The following is a 20895-nucleotide window of genomic DNA, read 5'->3' on the forward strand; positions in this document are numbered from 1 at the left end:
TATCGTATGGTAGAGTTTTTTCATAATAAATACATTATATATTAAATTTAAACTAAATTTTAAACAAAATATAATATTGATTTGATAATATTTAAATAATAGAAATTTATAATCACTACGCAAAAAAATTAGTTAAATTTAAATAACAATGTTTAAAATATTTTTAAATTTAACCTAATGTTAGCGTAATTTAAAAATTTAAAAGAGGGAAAATGCAAACCATACAAATTCTCATACCCGTGTTTTTGATCGGTTCTATTATTTTAGGATACTTATACAAAACAAATATAGGTATATTTGCCATTCCGCTTGCATTTATAGCAGCATTTATCCATGGATTAGAAGTAAAAAATATAATAAATTTATGGGGATTAAATCTATTTTTCATACTTATATCAATGACGTTCTTTTACGGTTTTGCTATAAGTAACGGTACGCTAAATCTTTTGGCGTCAAAAGCCATTTACGTCTCAAGAAATCAACCTTGGGCTATTCCGATTGTTTTGTTTATAATCGTTGCAATGTTTGTCGGCATAGCAGGACATTACGCCGGATTTGCATTTATGTCGCCGTTAGTACTTTACATAGCAAATAAAATAAATATGAGTAAAATGTTAGCGGCTATCATTATATACTCCGGATCGTGCGCCAGCGGATTTAATCCGTTCACGATCGGGGGTCGATTCGTAAATAGCATAATACTAAATTTAGGATTTAACGACTCGGTAGCTAGCGATTTTACAGTATCGATATATAAAAATATGTTTTTTGTGCATACTTTGATCTTTATAGTTGGATATTTTGTGCTAAAAGGCTACACAGTACATGCAAACAAAATAGAAAAACCGGCAAAATTAAGCAAAATACATATCAAAACCATATCTTTAGTTACTTTTATATTTGCTTTAGTTATGGCACCGTCTATCTGGTTGGCATTTGTTCCACATAGCGTATTTATGCAAAAAGCAAGCGATATTTTAAATCCGATTTTTCTTTGCTTTCTTGGAGTATGTCTTGCTATTATATTCAACATCGGAGATGAAAAAGAAGCATTTAGAAATATACCTTGGGATATTGTTTTTATGATATGCGGGCTCGGTATGCTCATAGCTCTTGCCAAAGAAGCAGGAGCTATCGATAAACTTAGCATCTATATAAATAGCGTATCGACAGATGAACATACTATAGCTTATCTGCTTGGGATATCTTCAAGCACAATGAGTATATTTTCTAGTACGCTAGGCGTCGTGATACCCACTTTTTTTCCTATTATTCCGAATTTAAATATAGATATCGCCTTAGGACTTAGTATAGTCGTCTGCTTTGCTACATTTACTGGGTATTCTCCTTTTAGCACGGGAGGCGCACTTGTTCTAGCCGGGACAAAAGATCCAAAAGAGAGCAAAGAGCTATTTATAGGATTGTTAGTGCTACCTGCGATATTGGTTTTAGGTGGATTTGCTTTGCTTATCATCGGATTTTTTAACTAAATTTAAAATATATTGGTTCTAACCTGCTCAAAATATATTTAATATTTTTTGCAATATAAGTCAAATATCGCCTTATATTTTAATTTTAAGAAAAAAATAGGTGAATATGTATAAAGCTAGTTTTTAGTAGATTTCAGGTAAAATATTCCCATTTTGTAGGCAAAGGATCTTGATTTGGTTTTAGAAATTGAGCGCAAATTTCTATTAAATAACGGCTTCATGCAAATAGCATTAATGCTCGAAGGAGTCGAATTTAAAAAAGTAAATATTCTACAATTTTATACAAAAATCGCTCCTAATTACGAAGTTAGATTTCGCAAAACTGCAAACGAATTTATAAAAACAATAAAAATAGGCAAAGGCCTCATAAGACAAGAAAATGAAACCGTAATTTCTGAAAAAGAGTTTCAAAAACAGCGCAAAAACAGCATCGCAAATCAAATTTCTAAATCAAGATATATATTTAAACTAAATAATTTTCCATGCAATATAGACATTTATAATGATTGCTTATCCGATCTGGCGATTTTTGAGATAGAATTTATGAAAAAATCAGACGCCGATGTATTTGTACTACCTGAATTTTTAAAAAATTATATAAACAAAGAGATAACATTTGATGAAAGATATAAAAATAAAAATCTTGCACTTTTTGGACTTCCTGATTTTAAATTTAATTACAAAAAAACAGTAAAGATGGTAGAAAAACTTAATCATATAAAACTATTTTTTGGGAAAAATATAAGCAGTTACGATGCTATCAGACTTGCTTTATTACAAAATTACAAGATGATTTTAGAGTACAAATTAAAATACCTACAAGGAAAAGATCAATCCACATTAACAAATTTAAGAGACGCTTTAAGAGTAAGTTATTCACTTATGGATATTTTTAAATTTGCATTTGATGAGAAGATAATATCTGTTTTTTTAGATACTTTTAGCCAAAAAATCAGAAAAACAACAGAATTAATAAGAGCAAATCTTTTGATTGATTACACGAATACTGCTGGTTTTGAGCTAATAAATAGTGAAAACTACAATAAACAAAGGCAAATTTTAGAAGATGAAACTATACTGCTTTTAAGCTCAGATACTTTCGAAAAAGAGCTAAAAGAGTGGAATATCGTGCTTAACGATGAAGATTATTTTTATGCCTCCAATAACTCTACACCGATAAAAACCGCGTCCGCTTATAGATTGAGATTAGAAATACTAAAAACCATAAAAAGTATAAAACGCAAAAAAAATTATAAACAAATATATAAACAATGCAGAGATTTAAGAGCGATTTTATGGTATTTCGGAGATATATTTGGAAATACTAATAAAATGATAAAAAATTTAGATAATCTGATAGAAAATTTAAGATTTTTGTCTCAATGCAGATTATTTGAAAATGCTAAATTCAAAGATAACGATAGTCTTGAATTTTTCAAAAAAAGTTTAAATTTAAAAATCCTAAAAACTATAAAAAAAGCAGACAAAAAATCACAAAAAATCACAAAAAAAATAGGCAAATTCTCAAAAAAACTAAAAGTATATTACACAAAGGAAATTTGAGTGGAAAAACAAGAAAAAATCATAGAAATGTTCAACCAAATAGCACCTACTTACGATAAAGCCAACCGTATTTTAAGCTTTGGAGTTGATACCAGCTGGAGAAAAAACGCTTGTTGCATCGTGCTTGATAAACTAAAAGCAAAAGAGATAAACATAGTAGATGTTGCATGTGGAACAGGCGATATGATGAACATTTGGGAGCAAATGGCAAATAAAAAAAATATTAAAATATCTTCTATGAGCGGAGTTGATCCAAGCGTTGGAATGCTTGAAGTGGCTAAAGAAAAATTTCCAAATTATAACTTCATAACCGCTCTTGCAAACGATACTTCTTTACCAAATGATTTTGCAGATATAATAAGCATCAGCTACGGCATAAGAAACGTAGTTAAAAGAGAAGAAGCGCTAAAAGAATTTAACAAAATCTTAAAACCGGGCGGTTATGTGACGATTTTAGAATTTACAAAAAGAGAGCAAGGTGGATTTATATCAAAAATAAGAGATTTTTATCTTAGTAAAATTTTACCGAAGATAGGAGGCTTTATAAGCAAAAATGAAGCAGCTTATACATATTTGCCTAGCAGCATTGAGAATTTCTTAGATAAAAATAGCTTTTGCGATGAACTTATAAAAGCCGGATTCGAGATAGAATTTTGCAAAGGTTTTAGTTTTGATATAAGCACACTTTTTATAGCAAAAAAAGTCAAACAAATATGACCGTAAGCGAACTAAACGAACAAGCTAAAGCGCTTCTAGAAACTCATTTTAGCTTTGTGGAGGTTACTGGAGAGATTTCAAGACTTATTCGTCATAGCTCCGGACATTGGTACTTCTCATTAAAAGATGAAAAAAGCGTTATAAGCTCCGCTATGTATAAATTTAGCAATCAGCAGGTTAAATTTGAAGTAAAAGATGGAATGCAAGTAACGATCTATGGAAAATTAACGATTTATCCGCCGAGCGGAAGTTATCAGTTATTAGCAAATAAAATGCTTCCTGTTGGTATAGGAGAGCTTGAACTTGCATTTAATCAGCTTAAATCAAAGTTAGAAAACGAGGGACTTTTTGATATAAAATTTAAAAAACCTCTTCCTAAATTTCCAAAAAAAATAGCCATAGTCACAAGCCTAACATCAGCAGCCTATCAAGATATGTTAAAAGTCATAAACTCAAGATACAAACTTTGCGAGTTTATAGCATTTAACACTTTAGTTCAAGGTGAAATGGCAGCTGCAAACATCATACAAATGCTACAAAAAGCCGATAAAATTGGTTTTGACGCAATAGTTTTAGCCCGCGGAGGCGGTAGTAAAGAGGATCTTTGGTGCTTTAACGATGAAAATTTAGCAAGAGTGATTTTTACCCTAAAAACTCCTATAGTCTCGGCAGTAGGACATGAGATAGACTACTGTATAAGTGACTTTGTAAGTGATCACAGAAGCCTGACTCCGACTGCTGCTATGGTTGATTTGTTACCGGATGCCAACACGATTTTACAAAGCTTAGATATAGCTTTTGATAAATTTGAGAGTTTCATAGATGGCAAATTTCAAAACTCATTTAATATACTAAATTTAATAAATCAAAGCTTAAAAAATCAAGCAATAAGCCAAAAAATAGAAAAAGCAAATTTAACTTTAGAAAACAAAAAAGCAAATTTAGAAAATTTAATAACTTCAAAAATAAATAATTTAGCACATAAAATAAAGGAATTTGAGCTGGTATTTGATAGACAAGAACAGTTTTTCAAAGCCACTAAAAACATGGTTCAAATAGAAAAAAACGGCAAAATAATGCCACTCCATGAATTACAAATAGGTGATGAGATATCTATATATTCACAAATAACGAAGAAAAATGCGATAATAAAATCTTAGAAAGGCAAGATATGACAAGAGTTTTAAATTTCAGCGCCGGACCTAGCGCGATCCCCTTAAGCGTATTAGAACAAGCGCAAAAAGAGTTTGTAAGTTACAAAGGGATGGGGTTTAGTATTATGGAAGTGAGTCATAGAGGTAAAGTATTTGACGCACTTCATAATAATGCAATAGAAAAAATCAAAGCATTTTATGGTTTAAACGATGATTACTCGGTACTTTTTTTACAAGGTGGAGCTACTTTGCAGTTTGCACAAGTTCCAATGAATATATATAACGGCAGAATTGCGCAATATGTAAATACGGGAATTTGGACAACAAAAGCCATAAAAGAGGCAAAAATACAAAATATAAATTATGAAGTTGTTGCCTCAAGCGAAGAGACCAGATTTGACCGTATCCCGGAAAATATACGTTTTTCAGACGACGCAGACTATGCATATATATGCTCAAATAACACTATTTACGGTACACAATACAAAGATCTACCAAATACAAAATGCCCTTTAGTAGTAGATAGTAGCAGTGATCTTTTAAGCCGCGAGATAGATTTTAGCGCAAAAAATATCGGTCTGTTTTACGGAGGAGCGCAAAAAAACGCGGGACCGGCAGGAGTTACGCTAATAATCATAAAAAAAGATCTTGCAAATAGAGTAAAACATAACGTTCCAACTCCGCTTCGATATACAACTCAGATAGAAGCAAACTCTTTAGCAAATACGCCTTGTACGTTTGGTATATATATGTTTGATTTAGTGCTTGACTGGATAAAAGATCAAGGCGGGTTAAGCGCTATAAATAAACTAAATGAGCAAAAAGCGGCTTTATTATACGATATCATCGACACTTCAAGCTTCTACAAAGCTCACGCAAAAACAGGTTCAAGATCTCTTATGAACGTAAGCTTCACTACTCCTAGCGCAGAACTTGATGCTAAGTTTGTGAGCGAAGCAGAAAAAAACTCTATGATAGGACTAAAAGGGCATAGGCTTCTTGGCGGAATTAGAGCATCTATATATAACGCGGTTTGCTTAAAAGATGTTCAAACATTAGTAAATTTTATGAAAGAGTTTGAAAGAGTAAATGGGTAAATTTGGTTGAATAACTCATAAATTTACCTAGAAAAATATCCATTTCTTACTAAATAAATATCTAAATTTATATATTAAATTTAGATATTTTATAAATCATAAGCTCAAAAAGTCAATTTGATACAAATTTTACTTTTTATTTTTCTCTATTTCTGCAAGACTTGCTGATACTTCTGCTATCTGAGAGATAAGACCGCTTGCCTTTTGAGAAAGTTCTTTGAGTATATTTTGTGCATATTCATTACTATTATTTTGATACTGAGCTATCTGTTTTTGAATTGTTTCTAACTGTTTTTGAAGTTGTTCTAAGCGTTTTTCAAGCATCTTTTTTACGGCTTCAATGCTACTGCTTGCACCAGAAGAAGTATCGATTTCTTCTGCTTGCTTAACTGACTGAGCAGAGGATTTGTCAGAAGATTTTGCTTGAATGCTGTTTGGTGATTTTAAGTTATTTAAATTTTGTATTGATATCTTGCTTGTTTGAGAGGTATTCATACTATTTAACTCACTAATCATAATATCTCCTTATAAAATATTAGACTATATATCGTCAAAATTGGTATTTAGTAAAATTGTATTAAGAAATGAATTTAAAAAAGCAAGCCTAAAAAAGGCTTGCAAAATAGTAGTAATATATTATAGCTTATCGCCGTTTTCGCCAAGATAAGAAGCAACACCATCGGTAGAAGGCTTCATACCTTTATCGCCTTTGCTCCAACCTGCAGGGCAAACTTCGCCATGCTCATTCGTAAATAGCATTGTATCTACCATTCTTACCATCTCATCGATGTTTCTTCCAAGTGGAAGGTCATTTATAACGGCGTGTCTTACCGTTCCGTCTTTATCTAATAAGAAACTTCCTCTTAGAGCAACTGCCTCATCAAATAACACGTCAAAACCTTTTGCCCACTCTTTTTTAAGGTCGGCAACTAATGGAAATTGAACTCTTCCGATACCGCCGCATTTTACGTCAGTCTCTCTCCATGCAAAGTGGCAATACTCATTGTCGCAGCTTACGCCGATAACTTCAATGCCTCTTTCTTTAAACTCTTTATATCTGTGATCAAATGCTATAATCTCACTTGGGCAAACAAAAGTAAAATCTTTTGGATAGAAAAATACTACCGCACCCTTTGATCCTATGTTTTTGTAAAGTTCGAAATTTTCATCTATTTGACCATTGCCTAAAACCGCTACGCCTTTTAAAGCAGGCGCTTTATTTGTAACTAACATAACCCAGTTCTCCTTAGTAATTTTTATTTTTGGCGAAATTATATCCCTGCTATATTAATTAATTTTAAATAATGATAAATAATGTTATTTTAAAATTTAAAAATGATTAAGCTGTAATTTATTGTAATTTTAATTTAATTTAAATTTACTTGCAGTGTATTATCTACTGTTTTAAAGAAAAATTTGGCTAAAGTTGGTTATAATCGACCAATTTTTAAAAGCTAAGGAAAAAAATGTTTGGTGATTTTTTTTCAAAAATAAGAAGAAAACAATCAGATCCAAGCGAAGCACCAAGTCACTGGATCAAATGTAATAGCTGTAACTCTTTAATGTATTATAAAGAAGTAGAAGCATGTTTTAATGTATGCCCTAAATGCGGTTATCATATGCGTTTAAGCGCGAACAAAAGAGTAGAGTTGATAGCCGATCGAGATAGTTTTGTTGAGTTTGACTCTGAACTTAGACCAGTAGATCCACTTAAATTTGTAGATAAAAAATCCTATAAAAAAAGAATATCTGAAAGCGAAGAAAAAAGCGGTAAAACGAGTTCTGTTATATCTGGTGAAGCTTGTATAGACTCTATACCGGTGCAGCTTGTCGTATTTGATTTTAGTTTTATGGGCGGAAGTCTTAGCTCTGTCGAGGGCGAAAAAATCACTCGCGCAGTAAAACGAGCCATAGAAAAAAGACAAGCTCTTATAATAGTAAGCGCGAGCGGCGGAGCTAGAATGCAAGAAAGTACGTTTAGTCTTATGCAAATGAGCAAAACAAGTGCAGCTTTGAAACTTTTAAGCGATAATAAATTGCCTTATATTTCAGTTTTAACAGATCCTACTATGGGTGGAGTTTCAGCCTCATTTGCATGGCTTGGAGATTTGATCATCGCTGAACCAGGTGCACTTATAGGATTTGCCGGTCAACGAGTTATAGAACAAACTATAAAAGCTGGTCTCCCAGAAGGATTTCAAAGAGCCGAATTTTTACTAGAGCATGGACTTATAGATGCTATAATTCCTAGAAGTGAGCATAAGAAATATCTAGCCGATATGGTTAGGTTTTTTATGAAAGAAGATGCAAATTTACAAAAGCCGGATTTTGAGCCTAAGGCTGTGTGATGCAGATCCTAGTCCATTGTATACAAAAAAAAGATGATGATTTTGATAACATAAAAGAGTATATCAAGATGTCATCTAAATGGGCTGATATAAAAGATATAAATAAATTTAACTCTCAAATAGCAAAAGCCCAAAGTGCGTCAAAAGAGCAAGCTCACAAAGCTTACGACTTAGCTTATGAGCATTGCCTTAATGGGTATTGCATTGGGCTTGATGAAAAAGGCTATCACCTAGATAGTGTAGAATTTGCCGATTTATTGAAAAATAGCTCTCAAATTTCATTTTTCATAGGCGGAGCTTATGGACTTAGTCCTCAGTTCAAAACAAAGATGAACAGATTAATCAGCCTATCAAAGATGACTTTAGCGCATAAAATAGCAAAACTAATGCTTTTTGAGCAAATTTTTCGAGGACTTTGCATCAACGCAAATCATCCATATCATAAATAAAGGAAGCAGATGAGACAAAGCGACTTAGAGTTTTTTAAAAATCTTCTTGAGGAACGTAAAATTCAGATCAATAAAAATATACTTGATGCGGCAGACGAGATAAACGGCTTACGACAAAGCGGCGCTAGCGACGAGTTTGATTTTGCAAGTATAAACGCTGATGCTATACTAGAACATTCGATATCTGCTAAGCAAAGATCTGAGTTAAACGAGATAGACGAGTCTTTGAAAAAGATTGCAAACCGCACTTATGGAATTTGCGATATGTGTGAAGATGAGATAGATATAGAACGACTTAAAGTAAAACCTAATGCAAAATACTGTATAACTTGTCGAGAAATAATAGAAAAAAACAATAAAAATAAGGATATGCAATGAAAACAAGAAGATATATATTTTATTCTGTTGTATATATAGCTCTAGTATGGGTAATGACATTTTCATTTATCAATCAGGACTTTAGCGTCAATCTGTTTGAGTACAATATAAACTTACCTATAGCAACATGGATCATTATACCTATAACACTGTTTGCACTACTTAGTATACTTCATATGAGCTATTACGGTTTTAAAAACTTTTTAGACGCAAGAGCCGTTAAAAATGATCTGCAGCTTTATAATACTTTGGCAAAAGAGATATATCTAGGTCTTGAATCAAATAAAGATTTTAAAACAGATCTATTTTTAAGTCCTAGCGAGATCACAAAATCACTTTCTCCTTGGGTAGATCTTGGTGAGCCAAATTTAAAAAACGAAGAGTTAAAATCTGCTTATGAAATATCTAAAAAAGTTAAAAACGGTGAGGCTTGCGATATAAAAAAATTTAAGATATTGAAAACAAATCCTCTATTTTTGCAAAATGAAAAAAATAAAATCAAAGCTGATTACAAATACGCTATAACTTTGATCTCTAGTAAAAATGAGATAAATGACGCAATTTATAAAGAAGCTTATAGCGCGCTTATAAACTTTGCGAGCTATATAGAACTTTGTAAATTTAACTTTGCCTATACAAATGATGATATATTTAGCCTTGTAAAAAGATATGTTAAAAATGAAAATTTCGAAATTGCAAGTTCTGAGCTATTTACTATGATAAACAAAAACGAATTTAGCTGTGATGAATATATCAAACTAGCCATTCTTCTAAAAACAAAACTTGATCCAGATAAGCTTATATCTATGTTTGATAGACTAAAAAACGAGCATTCAAATGCCATGGAAGCGTATTTATACATACTTTATGATTTACAAATGTTAGATAAGCTAAGAGAAAGTTTAGCTTCTATAGAACACGGAGATTTTGATAAGATAAAAACATTACTATTTTTGAGAGAAAGTGGAAGATTAGCTCCCGTAGATATGTTTTATAAATGATAGATTTTAGTTCAAAACCACTATTTCTAGCGCCTTTGGCAGGTTTTTCAGACCTGCCTCTTAGGGGAATTGTAAAAAAATTTGGCTGCGATGTTACAGTAAGCGAAATGATAAGCTCAAACGCTTTGGTATATGAGAATAACAAAACAGTTTCAATGATAGAAAAAAATCCTTTAGAAACACCATATATAGTGCAATTAGCCGGAAACGGTTCTGAAATTATCAAACAAGCAGTTCAAATTTTAAATGATATTGAAGGAATCGATGGAATCGATTTAAACTGCGGTTGCCCTGTTCCAAAAGTAGTAAAACAAAATTCGGGATCCGCTCTGCTAAATGATATAAAAACGCTATGTGAAATAGTAGAAACTATCAAAAAAACATCTAATAAGCACTATACTTCAGTTAAAATACGTCTAGGATTTAATAGTAAAACCGCACACAATATAGCAAAAGATATAGAAAACGCTGGTGCTGATTTCATATGCGTTCACGGTAGAACAAGAGCCGGTGGATACAGTGCTAAGGTCGATTATGAAGCTATAGGTTTAGTAAAGCAAAGCGTGTCGATACCAGTAATTGCAAACGGCGATATAAATGCAAAAAACGCAGATGAAATACTGCGCCTTACTAACTGCGACGGGGTCATGATAGGAAGAGCAAGTATAGGAAATCCTTGGATATTTTATGAAATAAAACATAAAAAGCCAGTAGATAAAAATATTAAAAAACAGATTGTTTTAGAGCATTTTAACGAAATGCTGAATTATTATGGCGAACACGGCATAGGAATATTTAGAAAACACCTGCATGAATACTCAAAAGGTATAGATGGAGCAAGTTCATTTAGAAATGATATAAATCATATCTCAGATCCGGATGATATGCTAAAAATATTGCGGTCATTTTTCAAGTAAGATGCAAGGATATATCTTAAAAGTACAAAAAGTACGCGATGAAGACTGTTTAGTATTTATATTATCTAAAGATAAGCTAATAAAATGCTACAGATTTTATGGTGCGAGACATCCTGTTATCACTCAAGGCTTTAAGCTTGATTTTGAGCTTGTGCAAAATGGAAACTTTTTACCACACTTAAGAGGAACTATGCATCTTGGATTTTCATGGTTATTCCATAGAGATCGGCTACTAGCATGGCAAAATTTTATGAGACTTTTGTATGAGCACTTAAGAGATGTTGAAGATATAGATGAGTTTTACTACTCTCTTTTAGAGTTATGCTCATATAAATTTGAAAAACAAAATCCAAAACGTATAATTATAGAAGCATATCTCGATATACTTGAGTTTGAAGGTAGGCTACACAAAGATTTAAGATGTTTCGTATGTGATGAGATAATCGATTCGAATTTAACCCTAACAAGAGGATTTTTACCGGCACACAAAAGATGTATCGGTAAAGCTGCGTTTGATTCAAAAGATATAAAAACTCTTTTCGAAACAAAAAAATGTTCCCATATAAATGATTTTTACATTGACCAAATTTATTATATAGTTCTTGAAGGATTATAATTAGTCAAAAGTTATTGCAAATATAGTAGGTTTTGCCAGTTTTTTGATATTATCCTTGACCATAAAAAAGTTTTTTACGCCATAAATGTGCAGGGCGTGATTTATAAATTTAAAACTAACCGTATTAGATACACTCAATGATTTAGCAAGACCGAGTAAAAAACTAAGCCATCTTAAATCATTTATATCTGGAAGTAGATCTTTGAATTCGCCTAAATCGCTTATTTGTCTGCCTTGATACTCTATGATGGATGCTATGAGAGATTTTTGCTCATGGGTATATCCGTAGTTTAGTCCATTTTTTACTAAATAACTACTATGAGAATGCTCAGAGTAAAAGCCAACTGATCTGCCGATATTATAAAGTTTTGCAGCAGTTATAAGCTCAAAAAGATACTTATCGTCTACTTTATGAAGCGGTTTTAAAACTTCAAATAGCTCTTTTACGTATTTTATCGTAGTCTGATTACTTCTTTTTGCAAATCTATCTTGCAAACTTCTAAGACTAGGATTAAAATTATTTGGAAATCTTATATTTATCTGCTGAGGCATAGCTTTTAAAAGTTTAGTTTTTACGCAAGGCTTAAGCAAATTTGTTATAAATATCCCTTCTCTAACTCCTGCTCCGCTTGTATATATATTTTTTGCTTGCAACTCTTTTACTAAAGTGCAAAATATCATAGCTCCTTCTCTAATCGTATCATATCTATCTTTTTTTATAGGAAAATTTTTTAGATCTAGTACGCCGGTAAAGGCTATTTTTTCTATCAAGTCACCATAGTCTTTGTAGCTATATGAAAAATTATGAACAAGCTTTAATGGATGATTTTTTATCTGCATTATAGCATTAGCAAGAGCTCTTAAACTACCTCCTATGGCAATTATGTTATTTGAATGAAAATGACTGGGCACTTCAGAAATCAGTTTTTGTGCAAATTTAGAAGCGCCGTCTATATCTTTTTTATCAAAAAATAGCTCTTTTAATCTAACCGTACCTACATTCAATGATATAACATCTATAATTTTACCGTCTTCTATCTTCGCTAATTCAGTAGAGCCGCCACCTATATCTATAGTAGTCGCTTCTTTCAACGGATTTAGTAAATTTATAGCCGCTATTCCGCCATAAAAAGCCTCCATTTGACCATCTATGACTTTTAGTCCAAGACCCAACTTATCTTGCACTCTTTTGATAAATAAATTTGAATTTGGGGCATCTCTAAGAGCAGAAGTTCCTGCGCACAAAACTTTATTTACACCATATAAATTTAAAAAATGTTTGAACTCGCTAAAAGCGTAAAATACCTTATCCATAGCGCCATCTTGCAAAACTCCGCCATTTTCATAAGCACCCTCGCCAAGCCTAACTTTTATCTTATATTCGCGTAATATATAAAATCCAAGCCTACTAGTACGCTCAAAAATCGCCATTCTAGCCGAGTTTGAACCAAGATCTATGACTGCTACTCTTTTTGGCATTAATTCCCTTCTAAATACTGTTCGTGTTTTAATTTTAACTCTTCTGGAGTTTCTATATTATCAGGATCTGGAACTATACAATCAACAGGACAGATAACTATACAAGCAGGCTCAGCATAGTCACTTATACACTCGCTACATCTATCTGGATCTATCATATATGTGGGATCATCTTCATATATAGCCTCATCTGGGCACTCTTCGCGGCAAGCATCACAACTGATGCAGTCTTTAGTTATCATAAGAGACATCTCAAACCTTTCAGTACTATTTTAAAAGCCACTTTATACAATATTTTTACTTTAAAAACTTTGAATTTGAAATGTTTTTTTGAATTTTTCTATTTTTGGTATTTATAGGTAGTATAAAAGTAGCTATAGCACCACTTCTATCTGTTCTATTTCTTATCTCTATACGTCCGCCGAGTGCCTGAGCAGCTCCCTTTGCTAAAAATAATCCTAGTCCGGCTCCGCCTTTGTCTCCATATCTCTTAAATGGAGCAAATAGATCTTTATTTTCATCTATTCCAGGACCCTCGTCTACTACTTTTACTATAAATTCATTATTTAATAAGTTTGATTTAATCTCTATAGTCGCATTTGGAGGTGAAAATTTAATAGCGTTTTGAACAAAATTTTGTATAACATGTAAAAATAAAGTAGGTTGCAAAAACATCTTTAAAGTCTGCGGTTTTAGACTCATTTTTATATTTTTACCCTCGCCCTTTGCCAATATCAAAAAGTTATTTCCGATTTCATTTAAATACGCAATTATGTCTACATTTAAAGGTTGTTCAAACTGAGCACCTTCTTGACGACCGATCTCTAAAATAGAACCGATCATTTTATTCATTTGATTTATTGACTCATTATTATTTTTTAGGGCTTCTATATATTTTTCCGGATCTCTTTGTTTTATTAAAGTCACTTCATTCTTAGTTTTCATAACCGCCAAAGGTGTTTTTAGCTCATGAGCGGCTCCGACAAAAAGTTCTTTTTGATATTGAACAAAAGTCAAAATTCTACTTATAAGCCTATTAATCCCATCACCAAGAGGTTTAAACTCATCTGGAAGTTCATCTATACTAACTTCTTGTAAAAATCTTTCATTTAACTGGCCAAGTCTCAAGCTAAGCATTTTTATAGGTAAAAGCAGCATTCTTGATAAAAATAACGCATAAAAAAGTATCAAAAATATAGCAGTTGCATTTATAATTAGTATATCCACTAAAACTTGATTTACGACGCTGCTGTATTCAGTAGTATTTTTTTTGAGCGCTAATACCATATTATCTTTATATGGATAATAAAGCGTCAGATAAGTACTATTTTCATCTTCACTCTGAATAAATTTAGGTCTTGATAAGTTATCGGTATTTTCTTCAACTCCAATGACTGTCAAATTTTGAGATTGTGGGTAGTAAAACTCTAGTTCACCTATTTGAAGAAGTTCTTTTGAGTCAAGTATATTATTTGCTTCTATAGTCAAGCTTTGTACTATATTTTCAAAAATGGTTATTTTTATATAGTGATACAACATCACCGAAAAGATTACAATTAGCATCGTAGAAGCAGATGCTAATTGTAGAGCAAATCTAGCCCTTAAGCTTTTTTGGGGAAACAAAATCTATATCCGCGACGTCTTACAGTTTCTATAGTTGAGATATTTAGCGGTTTATCCATTTTTTGGCGTATTTGGTTTATAGCTACTTCGATAACATTTGGAGTAACAAGCTCCGGCTCCTCCCAAATAGCATCTAAAAGCTGCTCTTTGCTTACTATTTGATCGCTGTGTCTAGCAAGATGAGTTAAAACTTCAAACGGTTTACCTTTTAACTCTATTTCTTGACCAAGATATGTTATTTTTTCTTCATCTGGATCAATAATTAAATCGTCTATTTTAATAACATTTGTACCGCCGAATCTTAGTCTAGCTTCAAGACGGGCTACTAAAACTTCAAAATCAAACGGTTTTTTTATATAATCATCGGCTCCGGCTCTTAAGGCCTTTATTTCACTCTCTTTATCATCTTTAGCAGATATGATAACCGCTGAAGTGCGCGGACTCTTTTGCTTGATGACATTTATAAGATCAACGCCATCTCCATCAGGAAGCATCCAATCACTAAGAACTAAATCATAGTTTCTAATACCTATATAATATTCAGCGTCTTTAAAACTTTCTGAACTATCTGTTTGATAACCAAATTCCTGCAAACCTTCTGCTATGGTTTTGTTAAGCGTAACCTCATCCTCTACTATCAAAATTCTCATTATACTTTCCTTAAAGCGCAAATTTATTCGAGATTGTACCATAAATTAAGCAATTTTTCAAGTTATTTTAAATTTAATTTAATAAAGCTGCTCGATTTTTGCTCCAACCGTGGCATTTGAAATGATTTTTACCTTTGAAATTTTCATATAAAAATACTCAAGAGACGGAAAAATTTCTTTAAAATTATTTTTAAAATATTGCAAAGCCTCTTCAACTTTTTTAAATTTCATTTTTTCAAATTCATTTCTAGTGTGTTCACACACAAAAGTATAATCAATAAATTCATCAGCTTTAAAACCCATATCAACTCTTATTTTTTGGCGTTTAACCCGCTCAAAAGCCAAAAGTCCGATTATCGTTTTGAATTTAAAATCTTCCACAAAAACAGTTATCAAATCACCCTCTTTTCAGAACCGCTCAAAAGCCTTTTTATGTTTGGAATGTGTTTATATAAAACCACAAACGATATGATAAAAATAGGAGCGTGAGTATTTATCACCGGCATTTCATAATGAAATATAAAAGATGTTCCTATCAAAGTAAAAAGTGCCAAAAGCGAGGCCAAACTAGAAATTTTAAGTACTTTTCCGATTATAAACCAGATTCCCAAAGCGCAAATGATCTCTAAAGGTAAAAAATAAATAAGCGCTCCGGCTCCAGTAGCTACGCCTTTTCCGCCCTCAAATTTAAGATACGGCGAAAAGCAATGTCCTATCACTGATAACACAGCCATAGTCCAGATAGTTTGATCACTTAAATCAAAAACAACTTTTGCTACAACCATAGGAATAAATGCTTTAAAAGCATCGCAAACGACTGTTAGTACTGCAAGCTTTTTTGCCAAATTCGGGTTTGAACTTTTAAGAACTCTTAAAACATTTGTGGCTCCGATGCTGCAGCTTCCTTCTTTAGTTATATTAACTTTACCGAAAATTCTACCCAAAATCAAACCAAAAGGTATCGCACCAATAAGATAAGCCAACACATAAGCAACAATATTTTCGTTCATTTTACTCCTTTAACTCTTCCATAAAACAGATACTTTTTCATTTAAAATATCACTCTTTTTTGGGCGCAGTATTTTTTCATCTATCTGTAAATTCGCAATATCAAAACTCTCTTTTAGTTCTGATATTTTGGTTTCATAACTACTTTGCAACTCATTAATTTCATTCAAAATACTCTGCATAGTCTCTTTAGATGCATACATATCATCGTGTTTTGAAAAAACGTCAGTAGCTTTTTTTTGTACTGCTCAAGATTTTTGTGCTACTTAATCTCTTTCTAAAAACAGCAGACAAAACTCCGCTTACTATCTCGATAGCTGCAAATATACCGCTTTTATTTGCTATATTTTTCTTCTTTTCTAAACTATTTTTAGCATTTAATAATCTTTTTTCCAAAATGCTTTTCTCTTTTTCAAATTTATTCATAAGCAAAGTTTTTTGTTCTTTTAAAAGTTCGTCCGCTCTGAGCTTTACTCTTAAAACAAACTGATCTTTGCTCTCATTTAAATTTGAAACTATATCAAATGCTTTATATAGCACTATTTTTTCATTAGTATATAAAAACTCGGTAAATGATTTTACAAATTCATTTAAATTTTTTGCATTTAAAATAGATCTTGGGGCATCTAAAAGCTCTATATTTTCATATTTTTCACAGCTGAAATTTGAGACCGAAATTTCTTCAGCATTGCTCCAGTCTAGCTCATCGCTATCTGCTTTTAAACAAAAAATTCTATCTTTTATAAGCTCGTCATCACTGCTAATAAATCTCACTTTTGCCGTGCCGAGCAGATGACAAAAAAGCTTATTTGAGTTGCCATATTCATAAATTTGAACTATATCTGGATTTAATATAGCGCTTGAATTAAGCATTATAGATGATCCATTTTTAATCTCAAAATGCTTCATAAGATTTGAAATATCATTTTTATTTAATGGACCTTTTAAATAGCTAAGTGCCCATCTAGTAGTTATGATCTGTAAATTTGTATCGTGGATATTTTTTACTAAAAACTGGCGCTTTTTTAAATTTGAAAGAGTATTTAGAATCTCTTTATCGCTAGTTTTACCAACTCCGCTAAGTCCGCTAATCACATTTTGTTTATCTTGAGCTGTTTGTAATCTTCCTATAAACCACGTTCCTATATTACTAAGTCCTTTGTAATCTATATCTACTGGATTTTGCGTAGATAAAACAACACAAATTCCAAAAGCTCTTGCTTGTTTTAACAAAGTAAGCATAGCTAGTTTGCTAGGAGGATTTGAGCTTGGAGGAAAATATCCAAATATTTCATCCATATATAGCACTACTCTAGGTTTATGCGTTCCTTCTAAACTTCTCATCCAAGAAACCATCTCATTTAATAAAATAGTTACGAAAAACATTCTACTAGCATCGTCTAAATGGGATATTGTGAATATATTTGATCTTGGCTTGCCATTTTCAAAAAGCATATTTGAGATATCTAATTTCTCTCCGCTACACCAAAGAGAAAAATCAGGACTAGCTACAAGCGCATTTATTTTCATAGCTAAGTCGGCTCTTTTATCGGCCGGATAAAAACTCTCTACATCAAAAACACCTATTTTTTTAAATTTAGGATTTATGATATCTTCTATCAACTGAGCTATGCTAAGATCTTTTTTTGCACTAAATCTATTAAAAAATATATTTTGTAAAATAAGCATCTCGGGCGAACTAAAATCATCATTTTTAACACCCACTAAAGATAAAATAGAACCACAAATTCCGATAATATAGCTATTTAAACTCTCAAAATCATCAAATTTAGGTGCGTTAAAATCACTAAGCAGACTAACTCCAAGACCCGCATTGCTTTTTGGAGTAAATATCTTAAAAACTGAGCTATTTTTAAATTTTTTAACTCTTTCAAAATTCTCAAAACTACTCTCAAGACCAGCTTTATACTGCTCATAAACGCTACTTCCGACGTTTTTATCTGCACAAACTTCTATAAACTCGTCTTCGCTGCTAAGTGCTAAGCATAAATTCGTCATATCGCCTTTTGGGTCTATTATTATAGTTGGAATTTGATTTAATGAAGCTTCTTCTAACAGACTTATACCAAGACCTGTTTTACCACTTCCGGTCATTCCTATGATAGCTGCGTGAGTAAGAAGATCTTTACTATCATAAATATATGGCGTATTTTCACTAAGTCCTAGATAAAATTCGCCACTTTCAGGCATTTTCATCTATAAAGTTCTACTTTTTGTTGCAATTCATCTAGCGTATCTTTAACTCTTAACTTAGAAAATTCAACTATTTTTTCCGTGATAGATTGAGGTTTTACTATTTCACAACAGTAACGCATAGAGCCTTGATAATTCAATGCAACTACTAAATTCAACTCTAAATAAACATCGATAACTTCTTTAGTTCTTGGCATAGTTAAACTAAACTTAGCCATAAGCTCCTCGCCGCTTTTAAATCCACCGTTTTGGATGCTTACCACGCCTATTCCGCCTTGAGAAATATCGTATAATTTACCCTCTATACTTACTCCGAATTTATTTGATAATATAACTTTTGTATGTTGATTTGGATGTACTCTGGGAAATTTTCTTTGGTTTGCAAACATATTTTCCATTCGTACAAAGTTATTTAATAAAACAGTATTATTAGATAAATTTATACTTAATATATCAGCTTTGACGTTGCTTACTAAGTTATCGCCTTTTAGTATGTATGCATTTTCTTCTTCTTTCATAGCCAAAATCTGCATCAAATTCACCTTAAAAAGCACTTTATCATCTTCTATGCTAGCTATTTTAGCATCGCAGCTGACATTTACGCCATAGTATAAATTTAAAAATCTTAAGCTTGAGTTTGAACGCAAAGCCGCTCTAAACTCGTCTATTATATCGCCAAATAACATAAATCCGCCACTAGTTCCAAATTTAAAACTCTGAGGGCTTGAAATTTTCGTTTTAGCTTCTGTTTTCATTAAAACTTGAGTAAAAGCATCTATCGCATTTTCTAGATATATTATATAAATTGTACTGTTTAAATCTGATTTTGAAATATAAATACTAAAACGATGTAAAAGATGAAATAAAACTTTCAAAATAAAATAATTAGCATACGTTTCATCGTTACCAAAACATTTGTTTATCTGTTTTAATGAGGCTTCTTTATCTAAATTTGTCTTAAAAATCGCATCAAAAATCAATTCTAAAGTATCATCTAAATCATAAGGATCAATCTGTTTTTGCGACTCTTTTGCAAGATTTTTACCGTATTTTTTGTAGTCTTGCTCTAATCCTTGCAAAATCCCCATACACTCAGATATAAGCACATCTTGCCCTTCATAAATCACTATTTTTCCTTAAAATTTAGTTGAATTTAATTATAGCATAAAAATATTTAAATTTGGTTGTTATTTTGATGGCTTATTTTCCGCCGAATCTTAACAAAGCAGAACCCCATGTAAAACCGCCGCCAAATGCGTCTAAAAGGATTAAACTACCTTGTTTAAGACGCCCGTCTTCATAAGCATCATTCATAGCCATAGGTATGGAAGCCGAGCTAGTGTTACCATAATCCACAACAGTTACAACGCACTGCTCATCTGTGAAATCCAAACGCTGTTTTACTGCTTCTATAATTCTTAAATTTGCTTGATGCGGTATGAAAAGATCGATATCTTTGCTGCTGACACTGTTTTTTTCTAAAATATCAACAACATCTTTAGATAGCGTATTAACAGCTATTTTAAAGACCTCATTACCAGACATATGTAAAAAATTTAGCTTTTTATCGATAGTATCTTTGTTGGCTGGATGAACAATGCCGCAACCAGGAGTTATTAATAAATTTCCTTTGCTACCGTCGCTTGATGTATGAACATCTATTATATAATTATCATCCGAAGAGCTAACTATAGCCGCGCCTGCTCCATCGCCAAATAAAACACAAGTGCTTCTATCTTGCCAATTAATAATTGAGCTTAATTTTTCTGCTCCTATTATAAGAACATTTTTCTTAGCTCCACTCTCAACGAGAGATTTTGCAATCTCTAAAAGATAGATAAATCCGGTACAAGCGGCACTTATATCAAAAGCAGTTACATCAAACAAACCTAAATTTGAAGCCACTTTACAAGCAGTAGAGGGCATACAAAAATAATCAGGCGTAATAGTCGCGCAGATAACCGCATCTATATCATTTTTGTCTATACCGGCTCTTTGTATGGCCATCAGAGCCGCTTTATATGCTAGATCACTAGTGACTTCATTTTTTGCTAAATGCCTAGTTTTTATACCTGTTCGTTTGACTATCCATTCATCACTAGTATCAACCATTTTTTCAAGGTCAAAATTAGTTAAAATATCTTTTGGAATATAAGCTCCAACTGAAATTATCGATGCTTTTTTCATTTAT

At 32.1% G+C, this 20895-nt stretch carries 23 protein-coding genes; 11 read left to right on the top strand and 12 right to left on the bottom strand.

The annotated features are described in order from the left end of the window. Positions 1 to 212: 212 nt before the first annotated feature. The 5 genes from RVY88_RS05775 (at position 213) to serC (ending at position 6021) form a co-directional block, all read left to right on the top strand. Complete coding sequence (locus tag RVY88_RS05775; RefSeq protein WP_162167389.1) at positions 213 to 1490, top strand: SLC13 family permease; 1278 nt, start codon at positions 213 to 215, stop codon at positions 1488 to 1490. Positions 1491 to 1709: 219 nt separating this feature from the next. Continuing rightward, a complete protein-coding gene (locus RVY88_RS05780; RefSeq protein WP_167544644.1) occupies positions 1710 to 3053 on the top strand; it encodes a hypothetical protein in 1344 nt (447 codons plus the stop codon). Beyond that, entirely contained in the window at positions 3054 to 3770 is a 717-nt protein-coding gene (gene ubiE / locus RVY88_RS05785; RefSeq protein ID WP_162167390.1) for a bifunctional demethylmenaquinone methyltransferase/2-methoxy-6-polyprenyl-1,4-benzoquinol methylase UbiE, read from the top strand. It abuts the gene before it with no gap. Then, positions 3767 to 4930: an exodeoxyribonuclease VII large subunit gene (gene xseA / locus RVY88_RS05790; protein ID WP_162167391.1), complete on the top strand. Its 1164-nt coding sequence runs from the start codon at positions 3767 to 3769 to the stop codon at positions 4928 to 4930. Before ubiE ends, xseA begins: the two co-directional genes overlap by 4 nt. An 11-nt stretch (positions 4931 to 4941) precedes the next feature. Then, on the top strand, positions 4942 to 6021 hold the full coding sequence (gene serC / locus RVY88_RS05795) for a 3-phosphoserine/phosphohydroxythreonine transaminase (protein WP_162167392.1): 1080 nt from the start codon (positions 4942 to 4944) through the stop codon (positions 6019 to 6021). 129 nt (positions 6022 to 6150) lie between these two features. On the opposite strand, the gene RVY88_RS05800 is transcribed toward serC, so the two are convergent. Together RVY88_RS05800 and RVY88_RS05805 are read right to left on the bottom strand one after the other, a co-directional pair. Next, complete coding sequence (locus RVY88_RS05800; RefSeq protein WP_042960120.1) at positions 6151 to 6537, bottom strand: hypothetical protein; 387 nt, start codon at positions 6535 to 6537, stop codon at positions 6151 to 6153. Positions 6538 to 6657: 120 nt separating this feature from the next. Then, positions 6658 to 7254 carry a peroxiredoxin gene (locus tag RVY88_RS05805; protein WP_002848312.1) on the bottom strand — a complete coding sequence of 199 codons (597 nt, stop codon included), beginning with the start codon at positions 7252 to 7254 and terminating at the stop codon, positions 6658 to 6660. A 233-nt stretch (positions 7255 to 7487) separates the two neighbouring features. Between RVY88_RS05805 and accD the strand changes: the two genes are divergently transcribed. Genes accD through recO form a run of 6 tightly spaced genes read left to right on the top strand, consistent with a single transcriptional unit; the run spans position 7488 to position 11730 of the window. Beyond that, entirely contained in the window at positions 7488 to 8369 is an 882-nt protein-coding gene (gene accD, locus RVY88_RS05810; RefSeq protein WP_162167393.1) for an acetyl-CoA carboxylase, carboxyltransferase subunit beta, read from the top strand. Continuing rightward, positions 8369 to 8818 carry a 23S rRNA (pseudouridine(1915)-N(3))-methyltransferase RlmH gene (locus tag RVY88_RS05815; protein WP_011731749.1) on the top strand — a complete coding sequence of 150 codons (450 nt, stop codon included), beginning with the start codon at positions 8369 to 8371 and terminating at the stop codon, positions 8816 to 8818. Before accD ends, RVY88_RS05815 begins: the two co-directional genes overlap by 1 nt. 9 nt (positions 8819 to 8827) lie before the next feature. Next, on the top strand, positions 8828 to 9196 hold the full coding sequence (gene dksA / locus RVY88_RS05820) for an RNA polymerase-binding protein DksA (RefSeq protein ID WP_002848307.1): 369 nt from the start codon (positions 8828 to 8830) through the stop codon (positions 9194 to 9196). After that, positions 9193 to 10197 (top strand): hypothetical protein, encoded by a 1005-nt coding sequence (locus RVY88_RS05825; protein ID WP_010401708.1) that lies wholly within the window; start codon positions 9193 to 9195, stop codon positions 10195 to 10197. Before dksA ends, RVY88_RS05825 begins: the two co-directional genes overlap by 4 nt. Further along, positions 10194 to 11114 (top strand): tRNA dihydrouridine synthase, encoded by a 921-nt coding sequence (locus RVY88_RS05830; protein WP_162167395.1) that lies wholly within the window; start codon positions 10194 to 10196, stop codon positions 11112 to 11114. Before RVY88_RS05825 ends, RVY88_RS05830 begins: the two co-directional genes overlap by 4 nt. A 1-nt stretch (position 11115) precedes the next feature. After that, positions 11116 to 11730, top strand: coding sequence for a recombination protein RecO (gene recO, locus RVY88_RS05835; protein WP_002848305.1), 615 nt, complete (start codon positions 11116 to 11118; stop codon positions 11728 to 11730). Here the strand turns inward: recO and RVY88_RS05840 are convergent, their stop codons facing one another. From RVY88_RS05840 to RVY88_RS05885, 10 genes are all read right to left on the bottom strand, one after another. Next, positions 11731 to 13209: a Ppx/GppA phosphatase family protein gene (locus RVY88_RS05840; RefSeq protein WP_162167396.1), complete on the bottom strand. Its 1479-nt coding sequence runs from the start codon at positions 13207 to 13209 to the stop codon at positions 11731 to 11733. Then, entirely contained in the window at positions 13209 to 13460 is a 252-nt protein-coding gene (locus RVY88_RS05845; protein ID WP_002848303.1) for a YfhL family 4Fe-4S dicluster ferredoxin, read from the bottom strand. The genes RVY88_RS05840 and RVY88_RS05845 overlap by 1 nt, the downstream gene beginning before the upstream one ends. Positions 13461 to 13506: 46 nt before the next feature. Next, complete coding sequence (locus tag RVY88_RS05850) at positions 13507 to 14772, bottom strand: sensor histidine kinase (protein WP_202930985.1); 1266 nt, start codon at positions 14770 to 14772, stop codon at positions 13507 to 13509. A 38-nt stretch (positions 14773 to 14810) separates the two neighbouring features. Then, entirely contained in the window at positions 14811 to 15482 is a 672-nt protein-coding gene (gene hsrA / locus RVY88_RS05855; RefSeq protein ID WP_002848301.1) for a homeostatic response regulator transcription factor HsrA, read from the bottom strand. A gap of 78 nt (positions 15483 to 15560) precedes the next feature. Further along, entirely contained in the window at positions 15561 to 15878 is a 318-nt protein-coding gene (locus RVY88_RS05860; RefSeq protein ID WP_162167397.1) for a dihydroneopterin aldolase, read from the bottom strand. Next, complete coding sequence (plsY, locus tag RVY88_RS05865; RefSeq protein WP_002848297.1) at positions 15875 to 16492, bottom strand: glycerol-3-phosphate 1-O-acyltransferase PlsY; 618 nt, start codon at positions 16490 to 16492, stop codon at positions 15875 to 15877. Before plsY ends, RVY88_RS05860 begins: the two co-directional genes overlap by 4 nt. A 9-nt stretch (positions 16493 to 16501) precedes the next feature. After that, positions 16502 to 16693: a hypothetical protein gene (locus RVY88_RS05870; RefSeq protein ID WP_317051274.1), complete on the bottom strand. Its 192-nt coding sequence runs from the start codon at positions 16691 to 16693 to the stop codon at positions 16502 to 16504. Positions 16694 to 16715: 22 nt separating this feature from the next. Then, complete coding sequence (locus RVY88_RS05875; protein ID WP_317051275.1) at positions 16716 to 18707, bottom strand: helicase HerA domain-containing protein; 1992 nt, start codon at positions 18705 to 18707, stop codon at positions 16716 to 16718. Beyond that, positions 18704 to 19831 (bottom strand): PilZ domain-containing protein, encoded by a 1128-nt coding sequence (locus RVY88_RS05880; RefSeq protein WP_002848293.1) that lies wholly within the window; start codon positions 19829 to 19831, stop codon positions 18704 to 18706. Before RVY88_RS05880 ends, RVY88_RS05875 begins: the two co-directional genes overlap by 4 nt. 73 nt (positions 19832 to 19904) lie before the next feature. Further along, positions 19905 to 20891: a beta-ketoacyl-ACP synthase III gene (locus RVY88_RS05885; RefSeq protein WP_065843710.1), complete on the bottom strand. Its 987-nt coding sequence runs from the start codon at positions 20889 to 20891 to the stop codon at positions 19905 to 19907. Between the last annotated feature and the right edge of the window lie 4 nt (positions 20892 to 20895).

This window comes from Campylobacter sp. TJR-1, assembly GCF_032840035.1.
Taxonomy (GTDB): Bacteria; Campylobacterota; Campylobacteria; order Campylobacterales; family Campylobacteraceae; genus Campylobacter; species Campylobacter fetus.

Coding starts and splice junctions, on each gene's coding strand:
- RVY88_RS05805 (WP_002848312.1), bottom strand. CDS start 7,254: ATGTTAGTTACAAATAAAGCGCCTGCTTTAAAAGGCGTAGCGGTTTTA.
- hsrA (WP_002848301.1), bottom strand. CDS start 15,482: ATGAGAATTTTGATAGTAGAGGATGAGGTTACGCTTAACAAAACCATA.
- RVY88_RS05840 (WP_162167396.1), bottom strand. CDS start 13,209: ATGCCAAAAAGAGTAGCAGTCATAGATCTTGGTTCAAACTCGGCTAGA.
- recO (WP_002848305.1), top strand. CDS start 11,116: ATGCAAGGATATATCTTAAAAGTACAAAAAGTACGCGATGAAGACTGT.
- accD (WP_162167393.1), top strand. CDS start 7,488: ATGTTTGGTGATTTTTTTTCAAAAATAAGAAGAAAACAATCAGATCCA.
- RVY88_RS05875 (WP_317051275.1), bottom strand. CDS start 18,707: ATGAAAATGCCTGAAAGTGGCGAATTTTATCTAGGACTTAGTGAAAAT.
- dksA (WP_002848307.1), top strand. CDS start 8,828: ATGAGACAAAGCGACTTAGAGTTTTTTAAAAATCTTCTTGAGGAACGT.
- RVY88_RS05845 (WP_002848303.1), bottom strand. CDS start 13,460: ATGTCTCTTATGATAACTAAAGACTGCATCAGTTGTGATGCTTGCCGC.
- RVY88_RS05885 (WP_065843710.1), bottom strand. CDS start 20,891: ATGAAAAAAGCATCGATAATTTCAGTTGGAGCTTATATTCCAAAAGAT.
- xseA (WP_162167391.1), top strand. CDS start 3,767: ATGACCGTAAGCGAACTAAACGAACAAGCTAAAGCGCTTCTAGAAACT.
- RVY88_RS05870 (WP_317051274.1), bottom strand. CDS start 16,693: ATGTATGCATCTAAAGAGACTATGCAGAGTATTTTGAATGAAATTAAT.
- RVY88_RS05775 (WP_162167389.1), top strand. CDS start 213: ATGCAAACCATACAAATTCTCATACCCGTGTTTTTGATCGGTTCTATT.
- RVY88_RS05850 (WP_202930985.1), bottom strand. CDS start 14,772: ATGCTAATTGTAATCTTTTCGGTGATGTTGTATCACTATATAAAAATA.
- RVY88_RS05830 (WP_162167395.1), top strand. CDS start 10,194: ATGATAGATTTTAGTTCAAAACCACTATTTCTAGCGCCTTTGGCAGGT.
- serC (WP_162167392.1), top strand. CDS start 4,942: ATGACAAGAGTTTTAAATTTCAGCGCCGGACCTAGCGCGATCCCCTTA.
- RVY88_RS05780 (WP_167544644.1), top strand. CDS start 1,710: ATGCAAATAGCATTAATGCTCGAAGGAGTCGAATTTAAAAAAGTAAAT.
- plsY (WP_002848297.1), bottom strand. CDS start 16,492: ATGAACGAAAATATTGTTGCTTATGTGTTGGCTTATCTTATTGGTGCG.
- RVY88_RS05800 (WP_042960120.1), bottom strand. CDS start 6,537: ATGATTAGTGAGTTAAATAGTATGAATACCTCTCAAACAAGCAAGATA.
- RVY88_RS05825 (WP_010401708.1), top strand. CDS start 9,193: ATGAAAACAAGAAGATATATATTTTATTCTGTTGTATATATAGCTCTA.
- RVY88_RS05815 (WP_011731749.1), top strand. CDS start 8,369: ATGCAGATCCTAGTCCATTGTATACAAAAAAAAGATGATGATTTTGAT.